Here is an 18206-nt window from a genome sequence, read left to right on the forward strand (position 1 = left end):
CATGAAATATATTTCCACACGCGGGCAGGCGCCCGAACTCACCTTCGAAGAAGCGATGCTGACGGGTTTGGCACGTGATGGAGGGCTTTATGTTCCTGAAACATGGCCAACGTTAAGCGTCGATGAAATCGCTGGTTTTGCAGGGCAAAAATACGAAGACGTTGCATTCGCGGTAATGAAACCATTCATTGGCGATACATTTAGCGATGCAGAGTTTCGCGAAATTTTGGCCAAGTCATACGCATCATTCGAACATGATGCGCGTTGCCCGCTTGTGCAACTGGACGAAAACCATTTCTTGTTGGAATTGTTCCACGGGCCGACATTGGCATTCAAAGATGTGGCCATGCAATTGATCGGACAAATGTTCGAAGTGGCGCTGAAACGCCGTGGTGAAACCGTCACAATCGTGGGGGCAACATCGGGCGATACGGGTTCCGCCGCGATGGAAGCATTCAAAGGTTTGGACGCGGTTAATCTATTCATTATGTACCCACATGGGCGTGTATCCGATGTGCAGCGATTACAGATGACAACACCATCAGAATCAAATGTTCACGCCTTGGCGGTGGATGGTGATTTTGACACCTGTCAGGCCTTGCTCAAGGATATGTTCAACGATTTCGAATTTCGTGACGGTGTGAAATTGGCCGGCGTGAATTCTATTAACTGGGCGCGAGTTTTGGCGCAGGTGGTGTATTATTTCACCTCTGCCGTTGCACTTGGTGCGCCACATCGCAAGGTTTCATTCACCGTGCCCACGGGCAATTTTGGCGATATTTTTGCAGGCTACGTTGCCAAACGCATGGGGTTGCCGATTGATCGTTTGGTGATTGCGACCAATCAAAACGACATCTTGCATCGCACAATGGAAAGCGGGGATCACGCCAAAACCGGTGTGACTCCATCCATCAGCCCGTCAATGGATATTCAGGTTAGCTCGAATTTTGAACGCTTGGTTTTTGATCTTTATGATCGCGAAGGATTGGCCGTGGCGCAATTGTTTGATGCGCTGAAAACGGATGGCAATTTTGCGCTATCGCAAGGTGCGCTTGGTAAATTGCGCGATGAATTTGATAGCGGCCGTTGTTCAGAAGGTGAAACAAGTGCGACCATCAAATCAATGGCGGCACGTACCGGTGAAATCCTCTGCCCGCACAGCGCCGTTGGCGTAAAGGTTGCAAATGAACACCGCGATGGTGCGACACCGATGATCACATTGGCCACCGCACATCCCGCAAAATTCCCCGCAGCGGTAAAAGATGCCTGTGGCATTCACCCCGAACTGCCCCCACGCATGGCCGATCTGTTTGATCGCGATGAACGTTTTACCCGTGTTGACGGTACATTGGATGCCGTGACCAAATTGATTAAGGATCGCATAGGCGCATGAAAGACCGCGTTGAAATAACAACCCTTGCAAACGGGTTTCGCATTGTATCCGAGCGCATGCCCGGTCTGGCATCTGCATCGATTGGTGTATGGGTTAGTGCGGGTGGCCGCCATGAACGCGTGGAACAAAACGGTATCGCGCATTTCTTGGAACATATGGCGTTCAAGGGCACAAAGCGGCGCAATGCATTGGAAATTGCCGAGGCGATTGAAAATGTCGGCGGGTTTATCAATGCCTATACCAGCCGCGAAATGACGGCCTATTACGTGCGCGTTTTGGAAAATGATGTACCGCTCGCATTTGATGTGATTTCTGACATTGTTTTGAATTCAGTATTCGATCCGCGTGAATTGGAAATCGAACGCGGTGTGATATTACAGGAAATCGGGCAAACATTGGATACGCCTGATGACATCGTATTCGACTGGCTACAAGAAGTTGCATATCCAGATCAACCCATTGGTCGATCTATCCTTGGCCCTGCTGAACGTGTGCAAAATTTTTCGCGTGCAGATTTGCAGGGTTTCGTTGGCGAACATTACGGGCCTGAACAAATGGTGCTGGCCGCCGCCGGTGCGGTGGATCACGATGCGTTGGTACGCGCCGCAGAGGCCACATTTGGTCATCTGCAAAAACAGGTGCAAAAACCAGCACTAGTGGCACAGTTCAAAGGTGGCGAATATCGTCAATCCAAGGATTTGGAACAGGCACATTTCACGCTGGCGCTGGAAACGGTTGGCTATCGCGATGATGACATTTACACCGCACAGATTTACGCCAGTGCGCTTGGCGGGGGCATGTCATCGCGATTGTTTCAAGAAATCCGTGAAAAACGTGGGCTATGTTATTCGATTTACGCATCCGCTGGCGGATTTGTCGATACGGGTTTGTTGACCATTTATGCGGGGACAAGTGGTGGTGATCTGGCAGGGCTTGCCGAATTGACCATTGATGAAATTAAACGCAGCGCCAAAGACATGACATTGGCAGAGGTTGATCGCGCCCGTGTTCAGCTTAAGGCGGGGATGTTGATGGGGCTGGAAAGCCCATCGTCACGTTGCGAACGTCTGGCACGTATGGTTTGTATTTGGAATCGCGTGCCAACATTGGACGAAGTCGTGGCCAAGGTTGATGCCGTCACACTTGAAAAAGTGGCTGCATTTGCCGACGGGTTACAACAGGGCGGCGCACCTGCGGTTGCGCTTTATGGGCCGGTGGATGATGCGCCAACGCATGGTGAATTATCTGATCGTTTGGCGGCGTAACACATGTTTTTGCGCGCTCCCAAAGTTCGTATCGAAGCACCGCGTTTATATCTACGCCTCCCCGAAATGACGGATCATTTGCATTGGGTGGCATTGCGCGAACAGGGTGTTGAGTTTTTGCGCCAATGGGAACCCGATTGGGCAAGCAATCATTTTTCCAAACGCGCCTTTCAAAACCGAGTTTACTGGGCGCGCAAATCATTTGATAGCGACGATGGCATGCCGCTGTTTTTGATCAACAAAGAAACCGATCAATTGATGGGTGCAATCACGCTTGATAATATTCGTCGTGGCCCGGCACAGGCGGGTACAATTGGATATTGGGTTGGCCAAGAATTCGCCCGCGCGGGTTATATGACCGAGGCAATAAATGCGGTTGTGAACTACGCATTCGCCAAAATGGACCTAAGCAGAATAGAGGCCGCAACATTACCCGAAAACGCACCATCACGCGGCGTTTTGGAAAAGACCGGGTTTAAATACGAAGGCGTTGCGCAAAGCTATCTTCAAATTAATGGACGCTGGCGCACCCATGTTTTATACGCAAATTTGCGCAATGATCGCCGTGGGAAAACCGACGCCGGTTAATGTTACTTTGTGCTTTCCCAAACATCGGGTAGCATCCCTATCATAGCGACAAGGGAATGTAACATGAAACGCATTTTGTTTGGACTATCACTTTTACTGGCACCGATGGCACAGGCCGAACGCATGCCAAGCCATTGTTTGGCATTTGCAGAGCGCGCGCCAACCAACCCAATTCGACTTGCCAGCACGCAATTGGCGCAAGACGAAATCAACCTGACCTTCATCGATCATTCGATGTACCAGATTGATACATATGGTGGCCTGTCGGTCGTAACCGATTTTAACGGGCGCGTGCCAAGCCCACCTGACGTTGTCACCATGAACCACGCACATTCAAGCCATTACACTTCTAACCCACACCCAGATATTAAACATGTTTTACGGGGTTGGGACCCAAACGGGGGCAGGGCGGAACATGCGCTGGAACTTGATGAAATGCTGATCCGCAATGTGACCACGGATATTCGATCAGGTTACACTGGGATAGAACCAGACGGAAATTCGATTTTCATATTCGAGGTGGCGGGATTATGTATTGGGCATCTGGGTCATATTCACCATGAACCCACAGAGGAACAATATGCCATGATTGGACGTCTTGATGTGGTGATGGCCCCAATGGATGGCGGGCGCACCTTGGATATTCCCAGCATGACCCGCATGTTAAAGCGGTTTCGATCTGTGGTTGTTTTGCCGATGCATTGGTTTGGACGTGGTACATTGGAAACATATCTGCGCGAAATGGGCGATACATTCGTGATTGAACGCTTGGATACCAATGCGATAACCCTGTCGCTTGATACATTACCAGACGTGCCAACAGTCAAGGTTTTAAACCCGAAATTTTTACCAGTATTTGACGAATAACTTGTGGTTATCCGTCCAAGAATGTTAGCTGCGATTGACGATAAAGGAGTCTTTGATAGTGGCGGATATACTTGGGCAATTACTGGATAAATTTGGCGCGGGCGTTGTGGAACAAGCGCCGCAATCATATCTGGAAGAGCCGCGCGGAACATATCAATCCGCCCCCATGCCCCTGATCCGTCCACATGATACACAAGGCGTGTCCGAAGTGGTGGCATTTTGCCATCAGCATCACATTGCAATCATTCCATATGCTGGTGGCACGGGGTTGGTGGGCGGACAAACCAAAACAGATGGTAATGCGGTTATTTTGTCTATCGAGCGTCTGAATAAAATCCGTGATGTATTCCCAACCGAAAACGTGATTGTGGTCGAGGCCGGGATGGTTTTGTCTGATGTTCAGAGTGCTGCGGATGACAGTAACCGCCTGTTCCCCTTATCGCTCGCCGCCGAGGGGTCATGCCGTATTGGTGGCAACCTTGCAACCAACGCGGGGGGCACACAGGTGTTGCGATACGGCAATGCGCGTGATTTGTGTTTGGGGGTCGAGGCTGTGTTGCCAGATGGTTCGATCCATCACGGATTACGTCGCTTGCGCAAGGATAACACTGGATATGATCTGCGCAATTTGTTGATCGGATCAGAAGGGTCGCTTGGTATTATTACGGCTGCTGCGCTTAAGCTGTTTCCAAAACCGCAAGAAACCACAACGGCTTTGCTGGCGGTATCAAGTGTGGATGCCGCCGTACAGTTGCTTGGCTTGGTTCAGGATCAAACGGGTGGATTGGTATCTGGGTTTGAATTGATGCATCGCAACGGTTTCGAATTTCTGACCGAAACCATGCCAACCCTGCGCCAAGCATTTGACACGCCACCCGAATGGTCGGTCTTGCTAGAGGTTTCGGGCGGTTCCGATTTCAATTTGGACGATCGGGTGATGAACGTATTGGAAACCGCGATGGAAACGGAATTGGTGATTGATGCATTATTAGCGCAATCACAATCACAGCGCGATGAATTTTGGAACTTGCGCGAAACCATACCAGAGGCAAACCGTATGATTGGTGCAATTTCATCACATGATATATCGGTGCCGATTTCACGTATCCCTGAATTCATCGCAAAAACCCCAGCGTTACTTGCGAAATTTGGCGATATCCGCATCAACTGTTTTGGGCATCTGGGTGATGGGAACTTGCATTATAATGTCTACCCGCCAAAAGGTGGTCTGAAAAAAGATTACGTATATCTGCGCGATGACGTGCAAGGTACAGTACATGATCAGGTTCAACGGTTTGATGGTTCAATGTCCGCCGAACACGGAATTGGGCGGTTAAAGGTTGCGGACTTGGAAAAATATGGCGATCCTGCCAAACTTGCCGCGATGCGTGCGATCAAATTCGCACTTGATCCAAAGGGGATTATGAACCCTGGAGCAGTGTTGAGAAACGATTAACGCCCTGCCAAGGGTATGCAGGGCGTTAAGGGTACAAACATCGTTTTTATCTAAACACCTGATATTTGGCGCAAAAAACTTACTTATTGGTTAACGTGGGTTAAAGACCTTCGAACGCGCATAAAACATGCACTGGGATGCCCATCGCCTCGATTTTGGCAGCCCCGCCCAGATCGGGCAGATCAATCACAAATGCGGATTGTGTGACTTGTGCGCCAAGGCGTTCCACCAGCTTTATTCCCGCCTCTGCGGTGCCACCTGTTGCGATCAAATCATCCAACAACAACACCTTTTCACCCGGTTCCAATGCATCATCATGCAATTCCAGCGTCGCCTTGCCGTATTCCAATTCGTAATCTTCGGAAATGGTTTTACCAGGTAACTTACCCGCCTTGCGAATGGGCACGAATCCCACGCCCAAATCACGCGCCACGGCACCGCCCAGAATAAATCCGCGTGCTTCCAATGCGGCGACCTTGTCGATACCGCTGTCTTTGAACAGGTCAACGATACGTTCAATCGTTAAACGCAATCCTTCGGGATGACCAAACAGTGTTGTCACATCGCGAAACATGATTCCCTCGTGTGGGAAATCGGGGATGGTGCGAATAAATTCGCGAAGATCTTTTTGCATGAAATACCTGTTAGTTGGCGTTAAGCGGATTTACGATAATTTGGGTCGCATCATTTGCGGTTTGTATGATCAAGGACACAACATTGGCGCCTTTGCGTGCCTCGCGTGTTGGATCGAACACTTCGCGCATACGCTGTGTATTTCCCAAAAGTTTGAGTAACGTCGGGGACGTTGCCGCAATAGAATGGTTCAGCATATCGCCACCGTCTTTGATATTGGTCACATCAATCATATCAATATTAAAGCGTGCCAATTTTTTTTCGTTGTCCAGCAATCCAACGCGATTGCGTGTGCCCGTCAACAGCGATGAAATACGCAGCGCCAAATCTTTGCGCGATGCAAATATCAAAAACGGTTGGGGCAGGGGATTAATGCGAGTTAATTGCGTGGCAAACACATCAACATCTATGTCGGGCGAAATTAAAACCACCCCGCGAATTTTGTTTTTTAAGGTTGCATCACCACCAATCGACATTTGGCGCAAGGTTTCAACCGTCAATGCAGAACCAATGGAATGGGCGACAATGAAAATATCCTTGGCACCCGTTTTTGCAATGTCATTCAGAAATGTTTCCAAACCGTCACGCGCAAACAGCACGCTGTCACGATCGTAAATATATCCCCGTGCATCCCCCGCAGATGGCCATGAATAATGATATTTTGTGCCATCTAATTCCAAATCTTTGGACATCTGAGCAAAGCGGTAAATGCCTTCGGCGAAATTATTGTTATATCCGTGGATAAAAACAAATGCCTCATCAGGGTTTTTAACAGTTTGTTTTTTTGTATCTGCAATCATGCGTGCGGAGTTGTCGAAATTCGAGATACTCGTGGTGATAAAATCAGTTTGCGGATTGGGTGTGGATTTTGGCCATTCAACTTGACCAGGCTTATGTAGCGGGGGGACAGAAACATCATATCGCGAAAAATGGATAGTTTCGCTGCGAACCTGTGAGAAACGGCGAGGTTCGTTGATGGGTTCACGCGATGTGGCGACGTAAATTTGTTGCAAAAAACCGTTTTGGATAGTTTGCGTGATCAATGTGATTTCACCACGCGGCGCACAGGCCGCAACGATCAACACCAGTGAAATCAATAATCGTTTCATCCACACATCCCGATTAACGGTTCAACACACGCCCAGCAACCGCATCCAATTTTGCAACCAATGCAGGGTCACGCATTTCTGGTTGCGTTAATATCGCATATTCCAACGCACGATCACAACCATGCGGGCAATCTTCGCGCGTTGCTCCCAGCAATTCGGGCAATCGTGCGACAATGGATTTCGCTTTGGTAGCATTCTCCATCAAGGTTTCGATGATTTGGGTCACGTCCACCTCGCCGTGATCTGGATGCCAGCTATCGTAATCAGTAATCATCGCAACGGAGGCATAGCAAAGCTCTGCCTCGCGTGCCAATTTTGCCTCTGGCATATTTGTCATGCCAATCACATCCGCACCCCAGCTTTCGCGATACATTTTGCTTTCGGCAAGGGTGGAAAATTGAGGGCCTTCCATTGCCAGATATGTGCCACCCTTATGCACATTGATCCCCGCATCCTTGGCCGCCGTATAACAGGCATCGCCCAGACGTGGACAGGTTGGGTGTGCCACTGAAACATGCGCCACACATCCCGCGTCGAAAAAGCTTTTCTCGCGCGCAAATGTACGATCAATGAATTGATCCACGATCACAAAATCACCCGGTGCCATTTCTTCGCGAAAGGAACCACAGGCGGACACGGAAATTACATCCGTCACACCCGCACGTTTCAAGGCATCAATATTGGCGCGATAATTCACGGTGCTTGGTGTTTGCAGATGCCCGCGCCCATGGCGGGGTAAAAACGCCATTTTCACGCCGTTTAACTGGCCAAACAGGATATCATCGGATGGTGTTCCAAATGGGCTATCAATTTGAATCCATTGTGAGTTTTCAAGCCCGTCAATATCATATACGCCACTGCCGCCAATGACGCCGATCATTGTTTCCATGATTGATAATCCCTGTTGTTCGTGGACAATTTAACGATTGGTTGGATAAACTCAAGCGTGGGTTGAACGCTATTTCTGATCTGGACGATCGAGCGAAAATAGTTCGGTGACAACCGAATAATCTTTGTACCCCAAACGCGCAACGGGTTGGTAGCTTGTCACATCCAAAATACCGTCTTTGATATGTTCATCGGCAATATGAATACCAACGACATTGCCCATGACCCAAGTCGTACCACCGGGCAAACCGGTTGTGGAAAACAGGGTGCATTCCATCGAAATCGGGCTTTCTTTGACCATCGGCGCTTTGACGATATTACCCGTCTGTTTTGTTAGGCCCGCCATTTCAAATTCATCGGCACCATGGGGGTAATGGCCGCTGCTGATGTTCATTTCGTCGCGCAAGGCGTAGCTGACGATATTGACGCAAAACTCGCCTGTGTCCATGATGTTGCGCAGGCTATCTTTGCCCTCGTCAATGCCTGCTTTGTTGCCAGAGGACGCAAAACCAATCATTGGCGGCATGGCGGAGACACCGTTGAAAAATGAATAGGGGGCAAGGTTTGCCCGGCCTTGATTGTCAATTGTAGAAATCCAACCAATGGGGCGTGGGGATACAATTGCCTTGAACGGATTGTATGGCAATCCGTGATTATTCTTGTCCGGTTCGTAAAACATCTAAAATTCTCTATCTTTGTTTGATCAAGGACTAGCCGCATGTTATCGCCAATTCCAGAACAAATTCAAAATTCTAACGGTAAGCAATGTTTCAAATCAGCCAAGAATCCAAAGATGACCTGTGGGAGGTTGAATTCTTGTATGATTTGTCGTTCGCACCTGGGCGCGAGGCGCTAAGCTCGTATCGCTTGCGCGAAGATGTGGAGCGCGTTGCACAACTTTGTTTGGTGGCACGTGACGAGGGCAATAGCGTTGCTGGCGCTATTCGGTATTGGCCGGTTGTCATTGGGGATAAAAATGCGCCTGCGCTTTTGCTCGGCCCAGTTGCGGTGCACCCCACACATCAAGGCGAAGGACTTGGTGCGTTACTGATTCAAAAATCGCTGGAAATTGCACGCGATCTGGGCTGGGCGCGGGTGATTTTGGTTGGGGATGCGCCATACTATGCGCGATTCGGGTTCCGACGGGCTACGAATCTGGAATTTCCACCACCAACCAACCCCGAACGGCTGTTGTTTTTGGAACTTTTGCCCCAAGGATTCGAAAATACATCGGGAAAGATTCATAAGTTTTTAAAGTAAACGTAGCGAAAAAAATGAATTTCTTAGCATATTTAGGGGAAATAACGCTGATTTTCTTGGTTTGCTATGTATAATCACAACAGCAAAATTTAAATGGAGTGAGAAACGCGCCGCACTGTTGACGCTTTTCCATTCTACTTTTACCAATTGGTGGTCAAAACATCTGGCGCGTTCAGGGGGATACTGCACTATGAGAATTCGGTTCTTGGGAATCATGTTGGCTTATGTTGTTGTTGCCATTGGTATTTACCAATATTGGCCACAGCCAGAGGGTGTGCAAAATGCCGTTACATCACCCGAACAACCCGCCGCACCCACTGTGAATGTAACAGAAACACCGTCCCCTGAACCAGAGCAACAACCCGCAACAGCGACGCCAACCCCGGTGGAACCTGCTCAGCCTGTTCAAACGCCAGAAAATACTGCTGTTGCTGTGACGCAAGAAACCCCAACAACAACCGCGCCCGTGCAAACACAGGCCGCCCCAGTTGAGCCGACTCCTGCGGCACCGTCAAACGCCGATCGTTTGGCAACGGCGGATCGGATGCAGGTTTTGCGGATTTGGACATTGGTCGAGGAATGCCGTCTAAATAAATGTGATTCACTGGATTTTTCCGATTTCACACTATCGTGGCTACCCGATGAAATCCGTGATTTGCGCCGTGTAAACCATATCACCTCTGGACCAAAAATGGCCGATATCAATGCGCTTGATGGCCTGAGCAATATCCGCCATTTGGTGATGAAAGACGGCGTTGTTAATGATTTGCGCGCGATCGAAGGTTTGCGTGGTTTAAAATCAATCGATTTGCAAGGTTCACGAGTCACAAACATTACACCCGTCAAAGATTTGGCCGCGCTTGAATATTTAAACATCGCCGATACAAAAGTGTTCGATTTGTCGCCAGCGCGCGAACTGTTCAGCCTGACCAGCCTTGACGCCAGCAATACACGTGTGAGCGAGCTGGAACCACTAAAAGAAATGTACCAATTGCAAGAATTGAACCTGAGCAATTCCAACATTTTGGACCTGTCATATTTGGCGCGATTGTCATCGCTGATATCTGTTGATGTTTCGAATACCAACCTACGGATTTTGCCTGACTTTAGCGAAAATGTCGATTTGCAGATGCTGAATATCAAAGACACTGATATTTCTGATTTGACACCACTTAACCGTATGGAAAATTTGGAAACGCTGAATATTTCGGGCACAAACGTGAGCAGCTTGAAACCACTGGCGAATTTGAAAAAGCTGAAAAATCTAGACATGCGCGATACGCGTGTGACTGATCTTAGCTTTTTGGAAAACCTGACAGGGTTAGAAGAGTTATTACTCAGCAACGTTTCACGCGTAGATACCAATATGATTAATCAACTGGAATCGCGTGGTGTTCAGGTGAAATAACCGCGCTTAACCGCGATTTTTCAACCAATCCATTAAATCTTTGCGAACCGACTGTGCGCCTGATCCGCGCGCAGTGTCGATCACTTGTTTCGCCTCGGCTAAATTGGCCTTGCGCAGCATGTGTTTCACTGGCCCGATGGAGGCGGGGCGCATCGATAGATTGCGCAAACCCATCGCAGCGAAACACAATGCCTCTACTGGTTTACCAGCGTCTTCGCCGCAAAAACTGACGGGTGTGTCAAAGCTTTTGCAGCGTTCCGCAATCAATTCGATGAACGACAAAAAGCTGACATTCAGCGTGTCATAACGGCTACGTACGCGTTCGTTTTCACGATCAGCGGCGTAGAAAAATTGTTTCAAATCATTGCCACCGATGGAAATAAAATCACAGGTTTCGAAAAACTGATCTGGGGCGAATGCAAGGCTGGGGGTTTCCAACATCGCGCCGACCTTTAATTCAGACGGGACAGCATGGCCCAGTTTTTTTTCGCTTTCGACCACGGCTTCCAACATCGCACGAGAATCTAAAAATTCGCTGTATTGCGCGATAAACGGAAACATGATGTTCATTGGGCGCCCCTTGGCGCCGCGCAACAATGCCTGCAGCTGCATTTTCATTACGCCAGGTTTATCAAGCCCCATGCGGATTGCACGCCAGCCCATCGCAGGGTTGGGTTCATTGATGTTTTTCATATAGGACAATACCTTGTCCGACCCGATATCAAGCGTGCGAAATGTGACGCGTTTATCCCCCGCCGCATCCATCACGCGTGAATAAAGCGCCGCCAATTCATCGCGTTTTGGTACGGCATTGCGCATCAAAAATTGTAATTCAGTGCGGAACAATCCAACGCCCTCTGCACCTGATGTCTCTAGGCTTGGCAGATCAACCATCAGCCCTGCGTTCATTTGCATACCGACGGTCACACCATCCAGCGTGGTTGCGGGTTCGTTGCGAATTGCTGCGTATTTGGTTTGTGCTGCGGTTAACATCGCGATTTTGTCTTGGAACGCTGATGTTACTTCTTCTGTTGGGCGTAAGTGTACAACACCTTGATCGCCATCAACCAAGATTGGGTCGTTGTTCAATGCTTCGCGGGTGATTGGTTCGGCATGGATTACCATTGGGATCGCCCACGCCCGCGCAATGATTGCAGCGTGTGATCCAACCGAACCGCCCTCGAGAACGATGCCCTTTAGGGTTTTGCCATATTCCAATAGTTCCGCAGGCCCGATATTGCGCGCAACCAGAATTGCGTTTTCTGGCACGGCGTCACCTGCCCGGCGGCCTTGACCTGTTAGCAATCGCAGCAAACGGTTCGACAAATCATCCAGATCATGCAGGCGTTCACGCAAATACGGATCGGGGACACGCGCCATACGTGCGCGTGTTGCCGATTGTTCTTTTTCAACAGCAACCTCTGCGGTCAGGCCGCGATCAATGCTGGTTTCAAGTCGTGATACCCAGCTTTTGGAATTCGCAAACATGCGATACGCTTCCATCACGTCTTTTTGGTCTTGCCCGCCTGTGTTTGTGCTGGTCAGCAGATCATCAACATTCAGGCGCAATTGATCCATTGCGGTGCTAAGCCGTTCTTTTTCAGCCTCTGGATCATCGGCCACCACGTTTGACACCACGATTTGTGGGTCATGCAGCAATACCACACCCTTGGCTGAACCTTCTTGGGCGGATGCGCCTTTGAACAGGTGCGGACGTTGGTGTGGGGCGGTCATGGCCTCGCCATCTCCCACAAAAGCACCCAGCTCTTTCATTTCGGCGATGACCATGGCCACCACTTCTAATGCGTATACGTCATCTTCGGAAAACTGGCGTGCGGATTTGTTTTGCACAACCAAAACGCCCAAAACCTCGCCCAGACGTTGCACAGGAACACCCAAAAGCGAGGTGTATAATTCCTCGCCCGTTTCGGGCATGTAACGGAAACCCTTTTCTTGGGGAGCGTCGGCGGCATTGATGGGTGCGGCACGTTTAGCGACCAAGCCCACCAAACCTTCGCCAAAGCGCAGGCGGGTTTGGTGAACGGATTCTTGTTTTAACCCTTGGGTCGCACAAAGTTCCAGCGTTTGACGGTCACGGCGCAGGTAAATTGAACAAACTTCTGTGCCCATATGTTCGGCGACAAGCCCAACAATATGGTCCAAGCGTTCCTGCCCGTCGCCTTCGACGGCGAGCGTTTCACGCAGCTTTTTCAGAAGATCGCGGGAATTACCCCCTGCATTTATGTCCATTTAGTTAGGCTACTTTCTCCAACTCAAATGCATCATGCAACGCGCGAACGGCGAGTTCCATATATTTCCGATCAACCAGAACGGAAACTTTGATTTCGGATGTTGTGATGACGCGAATATTCACGCCCTCATTTGCCAAAATTTGGAACATTTGCGCGGCGATGCCAGCGTGGCTCCGCATACCTACCCCAACCATGGAAACTTTGGCGACTTCTTTATCCGTGGCCAATTCGGCAAAGTTCAATTCGCCCGATGTTTTCAATGCGTTCATAGCATTTTCGGCGCGCTCCACCTGATCGACTGGGCATGAAAATGTCATGTCTGTGCGCCCATCTTCGGAGATGTTTTGAACGATCATGTCAACATTTACACCTGCATCTGCAAGCGGCCCAAAGATCGCCGCCGCAATGCCTGGACGGTCGGCAACGGACACCAATGTGACCTTTGCTTCGTCTTTGGAATAGGCGATCCCGTGAACTACTTTGCTTTCCATTGTGTCATCCTCCTGAACAACCATCGTGCCGGCTGTCATTGATATATCGTCGTCAAAACTTGAAAGAACCCGCAGGGGTACTTGGTAACGCATGGCCAGCTCGACCGAGCGGGTTTGTAAAACTTTGGCACCCAATGATGCTAATTCTAACATCTCTTCGTAAGAAATCTTACGGATTTTACGAGCTGTGTCTACGATGCGTGGATCGGTAGTGTAAATGCCATCCACATCGGTATAGATATCACAACGCTCGGCACTCAGAGCGGCCGCAAATGCCACGGCGGTGGTGTCCGATCCACCGCGACCAAGTGTCGTGATGCGACCATCGGGCCCGATCCCCTGAAACCCAGCAACAACCGCAACCTTATGACCCGAAGCAAATGATGCATCCAGATTATCGGTTGGAATTTCCTCAATCCGCGCGGCCTCATGCGCATCGGTGGTTTTTAGGGGCACTTGCCAGCCCTGCCAGCTTCGCGCGTTGATCCCCATTTCCTGCAATGTCATTGCCATTAACCCAGCAGTGATATTTTCACCCGACGATACAACCGCATCATATTCAGCACGATCATAGATCGGGGATGTTTGGCGTACCCAGCCCACCATTTCATTGGTTTTACCCGACATGGCGGATACGATCACGACCACCTCGTGGCCATTTGCAACCTCTTGTGCAACCTTTTTGGCGGCAACTGAAATACGTTCCAGATCTGCAACCGAGGTTCCACCAAATTTCATCACGAGACGAGACATCACATTCTCCTGCGTCTTTGTATTCATTCGGATTGTTGGTTAGCGATTGCAACCGCAAAGGGCAAGGGAAACTGCGATTTGCACCCCGTAAATAGGCGTAATCTGGGTGACAAGTTTGTCCATTCCCATTATCGGTGTCAAAAGCATCTTTTGGTGAAATCATAATGCGGTTCAATCAATCATTATCAGGGCTTCGTATCGAATGGATGACATTTCGAATGCAGCTTGGTGACAAGGCAAATGCAGCGACGCTGTTTAATTCGGCCGTCGCGACCGCGCAGACAAATATCGCAAACGGTGGGGATGGGGTTTCATTTCGTCAATATGGGTTTTTGTTAATCGAAGGATTGCGTTTATGCGAAGGATCGGATGAACGCGCTCGCATGCTGGAATTGGCGCGCGCGCAATTTAATGCGGCGCTGGATCTGGTGTCGACCGATTGTGCCGCGATGGCGGGAATTGCACATTGTGATTTCGAGCTTGGTCAGATGCAAATTGGCGGCGCGCGAAAGACGTTGTTCTTGGCCGCCCAAGATATGGCAATTGCCAGCCTGTCAGATGGAAAACAGTTTAAACGCCGCGTCTATCTGTTGTGTTATATCCTAAATGCGTTGGCTTATTATCTTCCACGTCCGATGGCGCGCGATTCACTTGAATTGGCGGGGCAGTATTTGGCGCGTGTAAAACCGCGTTTCATTGGAAAGTCACAGTTTCAACAATTGGCGTTATGGTTGGATTTGCATCGCTTGATGCGCGAACAATCAACGGATTTTGCAGCATATTCCGCCTGTGCTAAGATCGCGGAAAACTTGGCCGCACGGGTGGTGACAGGTGCTGAGCTGAATTCACAAACGAATGCCCATATCCAGACCCAATGGGTGGTTTGTTTGGTGCATCAGGCGCTGACATGTGACGATCATGAACAACGTTTGGCGTTTTTGAGCAAGGCAGAAATCAAAGCACGTGCGGCCATTCACATGGTGGGAAAATCGGGCGAGCGGTTGTGTAATCTGGGTGCGGTATTGTCGTTAATCAACATCCACGGCGATGCGCGTGCACAATTTAACGCGTTGAGCGAATTCAATAAAATTTTGCCAGAAATTAAACGGTTAACCCCCAATGGATTGATAAACTATGCCGCGTTGCTGTCTGAAATAGGGCATGTTGATGATGCAATGGCGCATCTGAATGTCTGTATCGAACATGACACGTTGTACCCATTGGATATGGTGATCCGTGCAAAATCATTTGCGAATTTGCGGGCGCATCGCGATTACCCTGCGCTCATAGCAACGCAACTGGAACGCCTTGGCGCAAATTGGGCGCAATAATATCTAGTTGGAGCGCTTGTTGCGCCCCCACGGGAGCGGTACGACTGGAATACCATCGTCGATCAATGCTTTGGCATCGTCGATTTTTGCCTCGCCAATGATGGAACGCTCGGGCGTTTCACCATCATGCATTTTACGTGCTTCGGTGGCGAAGTTTTCACCGACATTTTCGGCCTCTGCCTCGATTTTTTTGCGCATTTCGGCCAACGCTTGTTCGGCAGGTGATGCGGGTTGCGATAACGGCCCCTTGGCGGGGCGTTCGCGCGAGGTTTGCACGCGCGGTGCCATGATGGATTTTTCCACGCCTAAAGTACCACAAATAGAACAGATCACCATGCCCGCGCCAAACAATTTGTCATAGGCGCTGGCGGATTCAAACCAGCTTTCGAACTGATGGCCATCTTCACATTTTAACGTGTATTTTATCATGTTTTTGCCTGTGGGCGGTTACGTGGAACGGCTGGCGTGTCTTCAAAAAACACCAACCGATTGCCAAACGGGTCGGTGATGATCACCTCGCGACATCCCCAATCTTGGTCCATGATACCGGGGCGTGCGTATTTATATTCGGGCAGGGCGGCATGAAATGCATCAATGTCATCGGTTTCGATACGGATCGCACTGCCAGGGGTGGCATCGCCGTGATGTTCGGATAGATGGATCACGCAGTTGTCTTTAGTTAGCCCCATATACAACGGTGCATCGCCAAAAAAACGATGTTCGAAAAACGGAACAAAACCTAAATAATCAATGTAAAATGCGCGCGCCGCATCTTCGTCAAACATACGCAAGATTGGAACAGGCGCGCGTAACATTTTTACACCCTAGCGTGAACGGCGATCGCGCCGTGCAGACATGGGTTGGAATGCAACGGCGTTATGTGCCTCGCAATATGGTTTGCCCGTTTCGGTGCCCAAACCACAAAACCAAAAATCATCTGTGGCGGGATCGCCAACAGGCCATTTGCATGTTTTTTCCGTCAATTCCATCAGGTGCAATTTCTTGGCCTTTTTCACCACTTCGGCGGCTTTGGTTAACGCCTCTTCGCTGATTTCATTGGTAGATGGTTGTGGCGGTAATGGTTGGCCTGCCTTGATGATCGGTTTGCGCGGCGGAATGTTCACAGCATTGATCGGCAACGGGGTTTCTGCCGCGACTTTTGGCGCTGGCTTGTTGGATGATGCTGGTGCGGCCTTGGTCTTGGGCGCGGATGCGGCCTTGGGCTTGGCCGCCGCGGCTGGTTTCTTTGCAGGGGCCTTTGTTGTTGTCGCACGGTTGGACAAACCCAAACGGTGTACTTTGCCGATCACGGCATTGCGGGTCACACCACCAAGTTCCTTGGCGATTTGACTTGCGGATTTACCCTCGCCCCACATTTTTTTAAGAACTTCTACGCGATCATCTGTCCAAGCCATTTTGGGCCTCCAAGCCTATCAGATCAACAGTGGCGCACCATATTGCCAACGGATCTGAAAAAATTCAACTGTTCTATAATAGCGATTGGTCAAAGGGTTACAAGGCAAAGCCTTATTTTTATCGCCAAAGGTTTAAGTTTTTTGTTGCAAGCCTTCGCGCCACGCCAGCAATAGCGCTCCGCCAAGAATGAAAACCGCGCCAATCACGCTGATCCGATCAAGTGTTTGGCCGAAAAATGCATAGTCATAGAGCGCAGCATAGGCCAATGTTGCATATGAAAACGGTGCCACGAAACTGGCGTCCGCGCGTTTCATTGCGTTTACAAAACAGGTTTGCGCACAGACCATCAATGCGCCAACGCCGGCCAGCGCAATCCACTGTGCACCAGTTGGTGGGTGCCACACAAAACTGGCGGCGATGCTGGCCAACGCCAACCCGATGGCATTGTTCACCCAGAGAATTTGCATTGAATTTTCGGTGTTTGAAATCAGTTTGATGACAATTAATTCCAAACCAAGTGCGAGGGCCGCCGTCAATGCGACAAGCCCGCCGAATTGTACGCTGGTTGCGCTGGGGCGTAACAATATGACCGCGCCAATGATGGCGGTGATTGCCGCAATCCAACGATACCGCCCAACACGTTCGCCCAATAATGGAATGGCAAAGATCATGCCAAATACTGGGTTCAAAAAACTGATCGCGGTGGCATCTGACAATGGGATCATGGATGCGGATGCAAACATCAAACTGACCCCGAACCAGCCGCAGGCGGATCGCAAAACATGTAATTTCAAATTGGGTTTTACAATTTTTTCACGCAATACAACGAATGCGCATGACAAGATGATGAAAGCAAACAAAAATCTGCCAAAGCTGATTTGAAACGGATGTAATGCAGGGCCCAAGGTATCTTGGCCTAACATTTTCGCCAGTACCATCGTGCCTGCGATAAACAGCCCCGCAAATAGGATCAGGCTTGCGGCCAGCAATGGATTTTGGCGAGGCATCACGCAGCCTTTGATATTGTTAGAAATTCGTCACTAGCGATATAGTATTGCGCGCAATCCACAAGCAATAATTGACTCGTCACAGTAAT

At 49.7% G+C, this 18206-nt stretch carries 18 protein-coding genes; 8 read left to right on the plus strand and 10 right to left on the minus strand.

The genetic code is table 11. The features are described 5' to 3' along the window. Window position 1 precedes the first annotated feature (1 nt). The 5 genes from thrC (at window position 2) to IE094_RS08845 (ending at window position 5569) form a co-directional block, all read left to right on the plus strand. Window positions 2-1393, plus strand: coding sequence for a threonine synthase (gene thrC, locus IE094_RS08825; protein WP_189640338.1), 1392 nt, complete (start codon window positions 2-4; stop codon window positions 1391-1393). Further along, a complete protein-coding gene (locus tag IE094_RS08830) occupies window positions 1390-2658 on the plus strand; it encodes a M16 family metallopeptidase (protein ID WP_189640339.1) in 1269 nt (422 codons plus the stop codon). Before thrC ends, IE094_RS08830 begins: the two co-directional genes overlap by 4 nt. A 3-nt stretch (window positions 2659-2661) precedes the next feature. Next, window positions 2662-3246 carry a GNAT family N-acetyltransferase gene (locus IE094_RS08835; protein WP_189640340.1) on the plus strand — a complete coding sequence of 195 codons (585 nt, stop codon included), beginning with the start codon at window positions 2662-2664 and terminating at the stop codon, window positions 3244-3246. A 63-nt stretch (window positions 3247-3309) separates the two neighbouring features. After that, window positions 3310-4113, plus strand: coding sequence for an MBL fold metallo-hydrolase (locus tag IE094_RS08840; protein WP_189640341.1), 804 nt, complete (start codon window positions 3310-3312; stop codon window positions 4111-4113). 58 nt (window positions 4114-4171) lie between these two features. Beyond that, a complete protein-coding gene (locus tag IE094_RS08845; protein ID WP_373295865.1) occupies window positions 4172-5569 on the plus strand; it encodes an FAD-binding oxidoreductase in 1398 nt (465 codons plus the stop codon). A 100-nt stretch (window positions 5570-5669) separates the two neighbouring features. On the opposite strand, the gene IE094_RS08850 is transcribed toward IE094_RS08845, so the two are convergent. The 4 genes from IE094_RS08850 to IE094_RS08865 all read right to left on the minus strand — a co-directional run bounded on the left by IE094_RS08850 (window position 5670) and on the right by IE094_RS08865 (window position 8878). Continuing rightward, window positions 5670-6203, minus strand: a complete 534-nt coding sequence (locus IE094_RS08850; RefSeq protein WP_189640342.1) for an adenine phosphoribosyltransferase — start codon at window positions 6201-6203, stop codon at window positions 5670-5672. Between the two features lie 10 nt (window positions 6204-6213). Next, window positions 6214-7311 carry an alpha/beta hydrolase gene (locus IE094_RS08855; protein WP_189640343.1) on the minus strand — a complete coding sequence of 366 codons (1098 nt, stop codon included), beginning with the start codon at window positions 7309-7311 and terminating at the stop codon, window positions 6214-6216. A gap of 13 nt (window positions 7312-7324) precedes the next feature. Beyond that, window positions 7325-8200, minus strand: a complete 876-nt coding sequence (locus IE094_RS08860; protein WP_373295866.1) for an S-methyl-5'-thioadenosine phosphorylase — start codon at window positions 8198-8200, stop codon at window positions 7325-7327. 69 nt (window positions 8201-8269) lie between these two features. Beyond that, entirely contained in the window at window positions 8270-8878 is a 609-nt protein-coding gene (locus tag IE094_RS08865; RefSeq protein WP_189640344.1) for a flavin reductase family protein, read from the minus strand. Window positions 8879-8964: 86 nt separating this feature from the next. Here IE094_RS08865 and IE094_RS08870 point away from each other — a divergent pair, with 86 nt between their 5' ends. Together IE094_RS08870 and IE094_RS08875 are read left to right on the plus strand one after the other, a co-directional pair. After that, window positions 8965-9459, plus strand: coding sequence for a GNAT family N-acetyltransferase (locus IE094_RS08870; RefSeq protein ID WP_189640345.1), 495 nt, complete (start codon window positions 8965-8967; stop codon window positions 9457-9459). A gap of 190 nt (window positions 9460-9649) precedes the next feature. After that, on the plus strand, window positions 9650-10867 hold the full coding sequence (locus IE094_RS08875; protein WP_189640346.1) for a leucine-rich repeat domain-containing protein: 1218 nt from the start codon (window positions 9650-9652) through the stop codon (window positions 10865-10867). A gap of 6 nt (window positions 10868-10873) precedes the next feature. Here the strand turns inward: IE094_RS08875 and ptsP are convergent, their stop codons facing one another. Next, complete coding sequence (ptsP, locus tag IE094_RS08880) at window positions 10874-13117, minus strand: phosphoenolpyruvate--protein phosphotransferase (protein ID WP_189640347.1); 2244 nt, start codon at window positions 13115-13117, stop codon at window positions 10874-10876. A 4-nt stretch (window positions 13118-13121) separates the two neighbouring features. Next, window positions 13122-14363 (minus strand): aspartate kinase, encoded by a 1242-nt coding sequence (locus tag IE094_RS08885; RefSeq protein WP_189640348.1) that lies wholly within the window; start codon window positions 14361-14363, stop codon window positions 13122-13124. Window positions 14364-14497: 134 nt separating this feature from the next. On the opposite strand from IE094_RS08885, the gene IE094_RS08890 reads away from it, so the two are divergent. Continuing rightward, on the plus strand, window positions 14498-15694 hold the full coding sequence (locus IE094_RS08890; RefSeq protein WP_229802197.1) for a tetratricopeptide repeat protein: 1197 nt from the start codon (window positions 14498-14500) through the stop codon (window positions 15692-15694). Window positions 15695-15697: 3 nt separating this feature from the next. Here IE094_RS08890 and IE094_RS08895 read toward each other — a convergent pair whose 3' ends face one another. The 4 genes from IE094_RS08895 to IE094_RS08910 all read right to left on the minus strand — a co-directional run bounded on the left by IE094_RS08895 (window position 15698) and on the right by IE094_RS08910 (window position 18117). Then, complete coding sequence (locus IE094_RS08895) at window positions 15698-16123, minus strand: DUF1178 family protein (RefSeq protein ID WP_189640350.1); 426 nt, start codon at window positions 16121-16123, stop codon at window positions 15698-15700. Further along, entirely contained in the window at window positions 16120-16509 is a 390-nt protein-coding gene (locus tag IE094_RS08900) for a glyoxalase superfamily protein (RefSeq protein ID WP_189640351.1), read from the minus strand. The genes IE094_RS08895 and IE094_RS08900 overlap by 4 nt, the downstream gene beginning before the upstream one ends. Window positions 16510-16518: 9 nt before the next feature. Continuing rightward, the gene (locus IE094_RS08905) at window positions 16519-17109 is read right to left on the minus strand and encodes a GcrA family cell cycle regulator (protein ID WP_189640352.1); all 591 of its coding nucleotides are present in this window, start codon (window positions 17107-17109) and stop codon (window positions 16519-16521) included. Between the two features lie 132 nt (window positions 17110-17241). Next, a complete protein-coding gene (locus tag IE094_RS08910) occupies window positions 17242-18117 on the minus strand; it encodes a DMT family transporter (protein WP_189640353.1) in 876 nt (291 codons plus the stop codon). Window positions 18118-18206 lie beyond the last annotated feature (89 nt).

Origin of the sequence: Paramylibacter ulvae, assembly GCF_014652655.1 — a bacterium.
Classification (GTDB): Bacteria; Pseudomonadota; Alphaproteobacteria; order Rhodobacterales; family Rhodobacteraceae; genus Amylibacter; species Amylibacter ulvae.

Coding starts and splice junctions, on each gene's coding strand:
- thrC (WP_189640338.1), top strand. CDS start 2: ATGAAATATATTTCCACACGCGGGCAGGCGCCCGAACTCACCTTCGAA.
- IE094_RS08830 (WP_189640339.1), top strand. CDS start 1,390: ATGAAAGACCGCGTTGAAATAACAACCCTTGCAAACGGGTTTCGCATT.
- IE094_RS08835 (WP_189640340.1), top strand. CDS start 2,662: ATGTTTTTGCGCGCTCCCAAAGTTCGTATCGAAGCACCGCGTTTATAT.
- IE094_RS08840 (WP_189640341.1), top strand. CDS start 3,310: ATGAAACGCATTTTGTTTGGACTATCACTTTTACTGGCACCGATGGCA.
- IE094_RS08850 (WP_189640342.1), bottom strand. CDS start 6,203: ATGCAAAAAGATCTTCGCGAATTTATTCGCACCATCCCCGATTTCCCA.
- IE094_RS08855 (WP_189640343.1), bottom strand. CDS start 7,311: ATGAAACGATTATTGATTTCACTGGTGTTGATCGTTGCGGCCTGTGCG.
- IE094_RS08860 (WP_373295866.1), bottom strand. CDS start 8,200: ATGGAAACAATGATCGGCGTCATTGGCGGCAGTGGCGTATATGATATT.
- IE094_RS08865 (WP_189640344.1), bottom strand. CDS start 8,878: ATGTTTTACGAACCGGACAAGAATAATCACGGATTGCCATACAATCCG.
- IE094_RS08870 (WP_189640345.1), top strand. CDS start 8,965: ATGTTTCAAATCAGCCAAGAATCCAAAGATGACCTGTGGGAGGTTGAA.
- IE094_RS08875 (WP_189640346.1), top strand. CDS start 9,650: ATGAGAATTCGGTTCTTGGGAATCATGTTGGCTTATGTTGTTGTTGCC.
- ptsP (WP_189640347.1), bottom strand. CDS start 13,117: ATGGACATAAATGCAGGGGGTAATTCCCGCGATCTTCTGAAAAAGCTG.
- IE094_RS08885 (WP_189640348.1), bottom strand. CDS start 14,363: ATGTCTCGTCTCGTGATGAAATTTGGTGGAACCTCGGTTGCAGATCTG.
- IE094_RS08895 (WP_189640350.1), bottom strand. CDS start 16,123: ATGATAAAATACACGTTAAAATGTGAAGATGGCCATCAGTTCGAAAGC.
- IE094_RS08900 (WP_189640351.1), bottom strand. CDS start 16,509: ATGTTACGCGCGCCTGTTCCAATCTTGCGTATGTTTGACGAAGATGCG.
- IE094_RS08905 (WP_189640352.1), bottom strand. CDS start 17,109: ATGGCTTGGACAGATGATCGCGTAGAAGTTCTTAAAAAAATGTGGGGC.
- IE094_RS08910 (WP_189640353.1), bottom strand. CDS start 18,117: ATGCCTCGCCAAAATCCATTGCTGGCCGCAAGCCTGATCCTATTTGCG.